This is a genomic window from Rahnella sp. P4_A8, assembly GCF_056402435.1.
The window spans coordinates 42,973-52,859 of sequence record NZ_JBFUHK010000027.1; the positions used below are offsets into that span (position 1 = coordinate 42,973).

11 protein-coding genes and 1 other RNA gene are annotated in these 9,887 nt (G+C 52.8%); 7 read left to right on the top strand and 5 right to left on the bottom strand.

The annotated features are described in order from the left end of the window. The gene (gene pepP / locus AC1DUO_RS14700; RefSeq protein WP_013576786.1) at positions 1–1,317 is read right to left on the bottom strand and encodes a Xaa-Pro aminopeptidase; all 1,317 of its coding nucleotides are present in this window, start codon (positions 1,315–1,317) and stop codon (positions 1–3) included. Positions 1,318–1,375: 58 nt separating this feature from the next. Beyond that, positions 1,376–1,948, bottom strand: a complete 573-nt coding sequence (locus tag AC1DUO_RS14705) for a YecA/YgfB family protein (protein ID WP_015690331.1) — start codon at positions 1,946–1,948, stop codon at positions 1,376–1,378. 253 nt (positions 1,949–2,201) lie between these two features. On the opposite strand from AC1DUO_RS14705, the gene zapA reads away from it, so the two are divergent. From zapA to ydgU, 5 genes are all read left to right on the top strand, one after another. Next, positions 2,202–2,531 carry a cell division protein ZapA gene (zapA, locus tag AC1DUO_RS14710; RefSeq protein WP_013576788.1) on the top strand — a complete coding sequence of 110 codons (330 nt, stop codon included), beginning with the start codon at positions 2,202–2,204 and terminating at the stop codon, positions 2,529–2,531. Positions 2,532–2,578: 47 nt separating this feature from the next. Continuing rightward, positions 2,579–2,762, top strand: a non-coding RNA gene (gene ssrS, locus AC1DUO_RS14715) — 6S RNA. A 39-nt stretch (positions 2,763–2,801) separates the two neighbouring features. Then, positions 2,802–3,398 (top strand): 5-formyltetrahydrofolate cyclo-ligase, encoded by a 597-nt coding sequence (locus tag AC1DUO_RS14720; protein ID WP_119261923.1) that lies wholly within the window; start codon positions 2,802–2,804, stop codon positions 3,396–3,398. Between the two features lie 271 nt (positions 3,399–3,669). Beyond that, on the top strand, positions 3,670–4,080 hold the full coding sequence (asr, locus tag AC1DUO_RS14725; RefSeq protein ID WP_013576790.1) for an acid resistance repetitive basic protein Asr: 411 nt from the start codon (positions 3,670–3,672) through the stop codon (positions 4,078–4,080). 119 nt (positions 4,081–4,199) lie between these two features. Beyond that, entirely contained in the window at positions 4,200–4,280 is an 81-nt protein-coding gene (gene ydgU, locus AC1DUO_RS14730) for a small membrane protein YdgU (RefSeq protein ID WP_455769640.1), read from the top strand. Between the two features lie 111 nt (positions 4,281–4,391). Here the strand turns inward: ydgU and serA are convergent, their stop codons facing one another. Continuing rightward, positions 4,392–5,630 (bottom strand): phosphoglycerate dehydrogenase, encoded by a 1,239-nt coding sequence (gene serA / locus AC1DUO_RS14735; RefSeq protein WP_477987749.1) that lies wholly within the window; start codon positions 5,628–5,630, stop codon positions 4,392–4,394. Positions 5,631–5,980: 350 nt separating this feature from the next. Next, complete coding sequence (gene rpiA / locus AC1DUO_RS14740) at positions 5,981–6,643, bottom strand: ribose-5-phosphate isomerase RpiA (protein WP_477987751.1); 663 nt, start codon at positions 6,641–6,643, stop codon at positions 5,981–5,983. A 227-nt stretch (positions 6,644–6,870) separates the two neighbouring features. Between rpiA and AC1DUO_RS14745 the strand changes: the two genes are divergently transcribed. Further along, positions 6,871–7,773, top strand: coding sequence for a LysR family transcriptional regulator ArgP (locus AC1DUO_RS14745; protein ID WP_013576793.1), 903 nt, complete (start codon positions 6,871–6,873; stop codon positions 7,771–7,773). 28 nt (positions 7,774–7,801) lie between these two features. On the opposite strand, the gene AC1DUO_RS14750 is transcribed toward AC1DUO_RS14745, so the two are convergent. Continuing rightward, complete coding sequence (locus AC1DUO_RS14750; RefSeq protein WP_015690335.1) at positions 7,802–8,710, bottom strand: LysR family transcriptional regulator; 909 nt, start codon at positions 8,708–8,710, stop codon at positions 7,802–7,804. Positions 8,711–8,816: 106 nt separating this feature from the next. Here AC1DUO_RS14750 and AC1DUO_RS14755 point away from each other — a divergent pair, with 106 nt between their 5' ends. Further along, the gene (locus AC1DUO_RS14755; protein ID WP_119261926.1) at positions 8,817–9,659 is read left to right on the top strand and encodes an SDR family oxidoreductase; all 843 of its coding nucleotides are present in this window, start codon (positions 8,817–8,819) and stop codon (positions 9,657–9,659) included. Positions 9,660–9,887: the final 228 nt, after the last annotated feature.

Below are 9,887 nucleotides of genomic sequence, written 5' to 3' on the forward strand. Positions count from 1 at the left end.
TTATTTCTTTGCCGCCGCCATTAACGCTTCAATATCATCGGCTTCTTTCACCACATCGCCGGTCAGAATTTCAATACCGGTGGTGGTGATCAGAATGTCGTCTTCAATACGGATACCGATGCCGCGGTACGCTTCCGGTACGTCGGCATCCGGCGCGATATACAGACCCGGTTCAACGGTCAGCACCATGCCCGGCTCCAGCGTACGGCTGCGATCCACTGAGCCATAATGGCCGACATCATGAACGTCCAGCCCCAGCCAGTGGGAAAGACCGTGCATGAAGAACTGGCGGTGTGCCTGCTCCGCGTAAAGGGTTTCAACATCACCTTTCATCACGCCCAGTTTGACCAGACCTTCAATCATCACGCGAACTGCGGCTTCGGTCGCGGCCTGAATGCTGCTGCCCGGCCCGAACACTTCCAGCGCTTTATATTCTGACGCCAGCACGATGTCGTAGATTTCGCGCTGCGCTTTGCTGAATTTGCCGTTCACCGGGAACGTGCGGGTGATATCACCGGCATAACCCTGATATTCACAACCAGCGTCAATCAGCACTAAATCGCCGTCACGCAGTTCACATTCGTTTTCGGTGTAATGCAGGATGCAGCCGTTTTCGCCGCCGCCCACAATGGTGTTATAGGAAGGATAACGTGCACCGTGACGGGTGAATTCGTGATGAATCTCGCCTTCAAGCTGATATTCGAACATGCCCGGACGGCATTTTTCCATCGCACGGGTATGGGCCAGCGCGGTGATGTGTCCGGCGCGGCGCATAACGGCAATCTCTTCAGCCGATTTGAACAGGCGCATGTCATGCACCCACGGACGCCAGTCGGTGACAGTGGCCGGGGCCGAGAGATTCTGACGGAAGCCTTTGCGCAGTTTTTCCATGGCACGGTTAACGATTTCATCCGCATAGGCGTAATCGCCCTGTGCGTGATACAGCACGTCGAGACCGTTAAGCAGCAGATGAAGCTGATCGTTGATATCATCAAAAGGCAGCGCTTTGGTCACGCCAAGCCTGGCGGGCGCGGCTTCCTGACCTAAACGACGACCAAACCAGATTTCAGCGGTGAGATCACGGACGCGGTTAAACAGGACGCTGTGGTTATGATTTTCATCACTTTTCACCAGGATCAATACCGCTTCCGGCTCATTGAAACCGGTGAAATACCAGAAATCACTGCTCTGACGATACGGGTATTCACTGTCGGCACTGCGTGGTGCTTCGGGCGCAGAAAAAATTACCGCAGCACTTCCCGGGGCCATCTTCGCTAACAGCGCCTGACGACGATTCTCGTACTCTTGCTGAGTCATCACCTTCTCCTGAAATCGTTTTAATGAGTGCAATCAGTTTATGTAATGCAATGTACCATCAATGCAAAGTACGGTGATTTTCCGCAGCCGTCGGGCGGCTGTGGCCAAATTCACCAAAGCACAGAATGGCGGCAACACGGACGTACTCCACCACTTCCTCTAAAGATTGCGCCAGTTGTTCCTGATCTTCATCTTCGTCGTAGCCCAGTTGCGCGATGCTGCGCAAATCGTCGATCGCTTCACCGACTTCGCCTTTCACTTTGGCGAGTTTTGGCTGCATCATGCCCAGGCCAAGCAGGAAATGGTTAACCCATCCGGCCAGCGCATCGGCACGCTCAAAGATGTGTTTTTCATCGTCGGGCATCAACATTTTGAATTCGAAGCTGTCATCTTCGAGAGTGTCTGACGTCACTTTGCGCAATTGTTGCAGCAAATCTGCCAGCGTGTGCGGGAAGGCCATACCTTCGTTAGTCAGATCATGCACCATCGTCAGCCAGCTGCCGTCGCGATTGCCACCGCACAGCAAACCACTGATCAAACCGTGCATTTCTGCTGCGGTCAAAGCAACCGATTGTTGTTTCAGGTTTTGATCCAACGAATCGTAAGTAGGGTAAGTATTCTCTATAGACATGCGCATTCGCCATCGTTGGCAGGTTAAGTTCGTGTTATGCTACCACCAAGGTCTGTCGTAGTACCAGATTAGCAGCCCGTGATGAGGTGGTCTTAAACATGAATGGCACGCTCTGAACAATCGGGCAGCAGTCAGCCGGTCATGGGGTTGTAACCTGGTATTGAGATAGTTATAGTGGCGCCCGCTTCCAACATCCTGCGCCAGGTCGTAGTGGTCACGTTGGGGCGGACGAATAAATCAGCAGGAAGGTGGCATGTCTGCACAACCGGTAGATATTCAAATTTTTGGTCGCTCTTTACGGGTGAATTGTCCGCCAGAACAACAGGAAGCACTGAATCTGGCAGCTGAAGATCTTAATCAGCGGTTGCAAGATCTGAAAGTTCGCACTAGAGTCACCAATACGGAGCAACTGGTATTCATCGCGGCATTGAACGTATGTCACGAACTTGCTCAGGAAAGGTTGAAAACGCGCGACTACGCATCCAATATGGAACAACGTATACGGATGTTGCAACAAACCATCGAGCAGGCATTGCTCGAACAAGGCCGGATCTCTGAACGTGAAGGGGCGCCTTTCGAATAACACACGTTGCTGACTGACTGGTCACAGGTCGTCAGAAACGGTAAAAAATTTCTCTGAGATGTTCGCCAGCGGGCCCGTCCCCTGAGCCGATAATTAGTACCAACAGAATGTGATGATCCGTAATCGGTGCGCATGCTCGGTCCGTCCGAGAAGCCTAAAGATTGCGACAGCACGTTCACCTTGAACCATGGGTTCAAGGGTTACAGCCTGCGACGGCATCTCGGAGATTCCCCTTTCTTTTTGGTACATCCCTTTCTGGTGTTTGTATCTATGCCCTACACGCCGCTTTTTGCTTCTGCCCGACAAACCATCCGCAGTGAAATACGCCAACGCAGAAATACGCTGACCGCTGAACAGCAAACTCATTTTGCGCTGCAGGCTGCAGAACGCGTTGCAACCCATCCGAAAATTCAGTCCGCCAGTTCAGTCTCCCTGTTTCTGTCCTTTGATGGTGAGCTGGATACCGCACCGTTGATCGCCCGTTTGTGGAACGAAGGCAAACAGCTTTGTCTGCCAGTGCTGCACCCTTTCTCGCCGGGTAATCTGCTTTTTCTGCGTTATACGCCCGATACGACGCTGGTGCGCAACCGGCTCAACATTCTTGAGCCACAACTGGATGTCACGCAGGTGATCCCACTGGCGCAGCTTGATATCATCCTGACACCGCTGGTGGCGTTCGACAGTGCGGGGCAACGTTTAGGTATGGGTGGTGGCTTTTATGACCGCACACTTGAGCGCTGGAAAGAAGGCGGGCCGTATCCGATCGGATTAGCGCACGATTGTCAGCATGTCGATGCTTTACCGGTGGAACACTGGGATGTGCCTTTACCTGAGGTCATCACGCCTGGAAAAGTGTGGAGATGGTGATGCCAGACGATATAAATCCACGGTAAGCAGAGTGCCAGCCAGAAATAGAAAGCACACCTCATAAGTATGTTGTAACTAAGCTTGAAATCCGCACGTCTCCCTCGCTTTTTAAAAACCCAACCAATTGAAATTAATAATACTTTCTCTTTATACATACCGTTACATGCCGAAACCAATCACTCACGGACAGCAAGGTTTGTCACGCCTATTATTCTCACATCGGCCCCGCAGTGGGGTAGACACACAAACCAAGATCCCTGAGGAATTAAAGATGAAAAAAGTATTAGCTCTGGTTGTAGCCGCTGCAATGGGCCTGTCTTCTGTCGCTTTCGCTGCTGAAACTACCGCAACGCCGGCACCTGCTGCTACCACAACCACCGCAGCTCCGGCTCATGCCACTAAGCATAAAGCACACAAGAAACCTGTTCAGAAAGCGCAAGCTGCCAAGAAACACAAAAAAGCCGCTAAAAAAGCGCCAGTCGCTCAGAAGGCGCAGGCGGCTAAGAAACACGTGAAACACGCTAAAAAAGCGGCTCCTGTTGCTCAGAAAGCGCAGGCGGCTAAGAAGCACGTGAAACACGCTAAGAAAGCGGCTCCTGTTGCTCAGAAGGCGCAGGCGGCTAAAAAGCACGTGAAACATGCTAAGAAAGCTGCTCCGGCTAAAGCAACTCCGGCAGCATAAGAAGTCACTAAGAAGTCTTTGTGAACGAATCTGTTCACTCTTATCAAGACTGAAAAATTTAACACCCGGTTCGCCGGGTGTTTTTTTCTCCGTTTTCTGCCCTGAGGTACTGACAGATGATGCTGCGCCGCTACCTGTTCGAAATCACTTTTTCATCAATGATCCTCTGCGGTCTGATTACCCTGTCCTTTTACTTCTGACGTTTTGATCCCCCCTTTATTCCCTCTGCAGACATTTTTTAACGCCCTGATGCCATAAAACAAAAAACCGCCTTTCGGCGGTTGGTATTTTGTCTGTTTCAGAAAGGCTTATCAGTAAAGCAAACGGGCACGAATGGTTCCCGGAATCGCCTTCATCAGTTGCAGCGCGGTAGTCAGCGTATTGATATCCGTTTCCGCATCAATCACCACATAACCGATTTCTGGGCTGGTTTGCAGGTACTGCGCAGCAATGYTGATACCCTGTTCCGCAAAAATCTGGTTGATGCTGGTCAGCACACCCGGACGATTTTCGTGGATATGCAGCAGACGGCTGGCTTTCTCGGTGTGCGCTGGCAGAGACGCTTCCGGGAAGTTGACCGCTGACAGTGTAGAACCGTTGTCAGAGTATTTCGCCAGTTTGCCTGCCACTTCGAGGCCGATACCTTCCTGCGCTTCCATCGTTGAACCGCCGATATGCGGCGTCAGCAGCACGTTGTCAAATTCACACAGCGGAGAATTGAACGGGTCACTGTTAGTCGCCGGTTCTTCCGGGAAGACGTCGATAGCCGCACCGGAAAGATGTTTGTTACGCAGCGCATTGCACAGAGCAGGAATGTCGATGACCGTACCGCGTGAGGCGTTGATTAACAACGCGCCCGGCTTCATCTGCGCCAGTTGCAACTCGGAGATCATGTCTTTGGTTCCGGCTGTTTCCGGCACATGCAGCGTGACCACGTCGCTGGTATTGAGCAATTCTTCCAGTGTGGCAATCGGCTGCGCGTTGCCCAAAGGCAGTTTGCTTTCGATGTCATAATAGAAGACGCGCATCCCCAGGCTTTCCGCCAGGATCCCCAGTTGCGTACCAATGTGGCCGTAACCGATAATGCCCAGACGCTTGCCGCGCGCTTCGAACGAGCCGACGGCTAATTTGTTCCAGACACCACGGTGCGCCTTGGCGTTAGCTTCAGGAATGCCACGCATCATCAGCAGCATTTCGCCCAGCACCATTTCCGCAACCGAACGGGTGTTGGAGAAGGGTGCGTTAAAGACCGGAATACCGCGACGGGTCGCAGCTTTCAGATCTACCTGATTGGTGCCGATACAGAAACACCCAACAGCCACCAGTTTTTCGGCTGCCTGGAACACTTCTTCAGTCAGCTGAGTACGCGATCGGAGTCCAACAAAGTGCGCATCACGGATCGATTCTTTCAGCGATTGCGTGTCTAAAGCACCTTTGTGAAATTCAATATTGGTGTAACCCGCGGCACGGAGTGTATCAACCGCACTTTGGTGGACGCCTTCCACTAACAAAAATTTAATCTTGTCTTTCTCAAGTGATACTTTTGCCATTTCCCGACCCTATATTTTTCTGGCTGAATTCGAACTGCAAGATGACTGCTCACAGTCAACATAACAAAAAATCCGCCATCATCAATACAAACGATTGCCTGCCCCCCAGCAGAAGGCTCAGCACGCCTGCCGGTTTTTAGCATTTCATGCTGGTTCAATTTTACTGTGCCAGACGTTCAGGAGGAGAAATACAGAAATGTGACATAAGTCACCAAATTAAAGCCTTTGAAGAAAAGATGATTCAGTCAGAAAATTATCATCTTCATAACATTGCGTTATGACAGCGCAATGACGAGGCTTAGGCTGGCTGCCTTGCCCTAAAGCAGCCAGATCTTCTGCTTATATTCTGATTACTTCAGTTTGACGGTTTTGACACCTTCAGAAGTCCCGACCAGCGCCACGTCAGCACCCCGGTTGGCGAACAGGCCGACAGTCACAACACCGGCAATACTGTTGATCTTATTTTCCATCGCGACGGCATCAAGAATGTTCAGGTTATGCACATCAAGGATCACATTGCCATTGTCTGTCAGCACATTCTGGCGGTATTCCGGCAGGCCGCCGAGTTTAACCAGTTCACGCGCAACATAAGAGCGCGMCATTTGGATCACTTCCACCGGCAGCGGGAATTTACCCAGCACATCAACCTGCTTGGAAGCATCCACGATACAGATGAATTTTTTGGCAATCGCGGCAATGATTTTTTCGCGGGTCAGCGCAGCGCCACCCCCTTTGATCATCTGCATCGAGCCGTTGATTTCATCCGCGCCATCGACATACACATCCAGCGAATCCACTTCATTGCTGTCGAAAACATGAATACCCAGACTCTTCAGTTTTGCGGTAGAGGCATCGGAGCTTGAAACCGCACCTTCAATCTGGCCTTTGATGGAACCCAGTGCATCAATGAAATGTGCGGCGGTGGATCCGGTACCGACACCGACAATGGTGCCCGACGTGACGTAATCCAGTGCGGCCCAGCCGACTGCTTTTTTCAATTCTTCCTGCGTCATAATGGCTTCTCTGTCTGATAACACGTAAGTGGCGTGAATAGTTCGGTGGAACGAAGAGTGCCGGTGATTATAAAGCATGTCCCGGCAATTTGGATAAACAACACCGCAGCCAGATCACACTTATTAAGTGCAATTGTGCTGCAAACACAAAGATTTTCCTCACCACAAATCCTGACAATCTGTGGCATAGTGTTCGGATAAAATTAAATCTAAGGGACAGAACTCCGATGAAACGCCCGGACTATAGAACGCTGCAGGCACTGGACGCGGTGATCCGTGAGCGCGGTTTTGAGCGCGCAGCGCAGAAGCTTTGCATCACACAATCGGCCGTCTCTCAGCGCATTAAGCAACTGGAAAATTTGTTCGGCCAGCCGCTGCTGGTTCGTACCGTTCCACCCCGGCCGACTGAACAGGGACAGAAATTACTGGCCTTGTTACATCAGGTGGAATTACTGGAAGAAGAGTGGCTTGGCAGTGACAGCAACAATGAAAGCAATGATACACCTCTGCTGCTTTCACTGGCGGTCAACGCCGACAGTCTGGCAACCTGGCTGTTACCGGCGCTGAAATCAGTGCTGGTTGATTCCCCTATCCGCCTGAATTTACAGGTGGAAGACGAAACGCGCACGCAGGAACGTCTGCGTCGTGGTGAAGTGGTGGGCGCGGTAAGTATTCAACCCCAGCCACTGCCGAGCTGTCTGGTGGATCAGCTTGGTGCGCTGGACTATTTGTTTGTGGGTTCGAAACCTTTTGCTGATCGCTATTTCCCGAACGGCGTTACCCGCTCCGCCTTGCTGAAAGCGCCTGCGGTAGCGTTTGACCATCTGGACGATATGCATCAGGCCTTCCTGCAACAGAACTTCGATTTATCGCCGGGCAGCGTGCCGTGCCACATCGTTAACTCGTCGGAAGCCTTTGTGCAACTGGCCCGTCAGGGCACCACCTGCTGCATGATCCCGCATCTGCAAATCGAGAAAGAGTTGGAAAGCGGCGAGCTGATCGACCTGACGCCCGGCCTGTTCCAGCGCCGTATGCTTTACTGGCACCGTTTTGCGCCCGAAAGCCGCATGATGCGTAAAGTCACCGATGCACTGATCGCCCACGGACATCAGGTGTTGCGTCAGGACTGACAGAATTATCCGGCGTGAAAAGCGGCGTTTAACCGCTTTTCTCCCGGACCATCTCGATCAATGCCCGCAGGCTCGCGGGCACATGCCGGTTGCCCGCGAAGTAGAGAAACAAACCGGGGATTGGCGGGCACCAGTCTTCCAGCACTGCAATCAGCCGCCCTTCTTTCAGCGCAACCTGCGCATAATCTTCAGGAACATACGCGATCCCCAGCCCGTCCTGTGCGGCCTCAATCATCAGTTGCGTATTATCCAGCGTCAGATTTCCCGGCACGTCCACCGCCACTTCCTGTCCGCGTTTGTGGAACTCCCAGCGATAGCGTTTTCCGCTGGGCAGGCGCTGACGCAGACACTGATGGCGGGCGAGATCATCCGGCGTTTCAGGGGCGGGATGCGCCGCAAGATAATCCGGCGAAGCCACGGTCAGAAAGCGCATGTCGGGGCTGAGCCGCACAGCGATCATGTCCCGTGGAACCGCTTCTCCCAGCCGGATCCCTGCGTCAAACCCTTCCCCGACAATATCCACCAGCTTTCCTTCCGCCACCAGATCCAGCGCCACACCGGGATAACGCGCCATGAATTGCGGCACAATATTGCGCAACAACAAGCGGATAGCGCCCTCGCTGCCGTTGATACGTAATTCACCCGTCAGCCTCCCCGGCTCGCCTGCTACGTCTTCCAGCGCCGCATCAAGCCCGTTCATCAGCGGATTAATCCGTTTCAGCAGGCGTTCACCCGTTTCGGTCAGTGACACACTGCGCGTCGTGCGGTGCAAAAGGCGTGCGCCAAGACGATCTTCAAGCCCGCGCATAATATGGCTGAGCGAGGATCGGGTAATGCCTAAAAGATCGGCGGCACGGCGGAAACTGCGGTGTTCAGCAACAGCCATAAAGGCCCTGAGTTCTGCCAGGGTCGGTTTGCTCAATAATGGTTTGCTCATTGGTGGGGAATATTCACCTGTTCATGCGGGTTATTGGGTATTAACGCAACAATAGTATTGCCCTACCCTGAATGTCTGGCAACTTCTGCAACAGAGGCATTTGATAATGGCAAAGACATGGTTTATTACCGGCACATCGACCGGCCTTGGACGCCTGCTCACTGAACAGCTACTTGAGCGCGGTGACCGGGTGATCGCCACCGTACGCAAGACGGGTGCGCTTGACGCCTTACAGGCGATCTATGGCGATCAGTTGCATAGCATCACGCTCGACGTCACAGACACTCCGGCAATCAGAGCAGCCGTTGCCGGAGCATTCGCTAAGATGGGACGTATTGATGTCGTGGTCAGCAATGCCGGTTATGGCCTGTTCGGCGCAGGCGAAGAAACCAGTGACGAACAAATCGACAGGCAGATCGCCACTAACCTGGTGGGTTCGATCCAGCTTATCCGCGCCGTTTTACCCTACCTGCGCGGACAAGGTGGCGGCCGGATTGTGCAGGTTTCATCGGAAGGCGGACAGATCGCTTATCCCAACTTCAGTCTTTATCATGCGACCAAATGGGGGATTGAAGGGTTTGTCGAATCCGTTGCGCAGGAAGTGGCACCGTTTGGCATTGATTTCCTGATCGTGGAACCCGGCCCGACCAGCACAGAATTTGGCGCCGGGCTGGATCATGCCACGCCCTTGCCGTGCTATGAAAAGACACCCGCCGGTGAGGTACGCCGGGCGATGGCATCCGGTGATTTCGCCATTAAAGGTGACGCGGTAAATACTGTCCGGGCGATGATCACCGCTGCCGATGCCGTCAGTCCGCCACTACGTCTGGCGCTGGGCAGTACCGCTTATGCCTCGATCAGCCAGGCGCTGACAGAAAGATTGCGGGTGCTGGAAGCACAGAAACAGGTGACGTTTTCAGCCGATAAAGAAGTCCGACAGGCAACATAAAAGGTCAGAAACAAAAAACCCGCCGGAGCGTAATGCCGATCGTTTAAGGATCAGTTGACCGATCCGGTGGCTCGTGTAAAAAGGGTTCATGCTCATCATGGACCCTTTTTAAATGGAACTTTCACAAGCTCTCGGTATTATCAATCTCACTGCCCCCGATGAAGTTCAAAGCCTCGCTGACCTCCTGTCTCCTGACCTCATTCAGCAAGCTTTTTCTCTCACTGACAC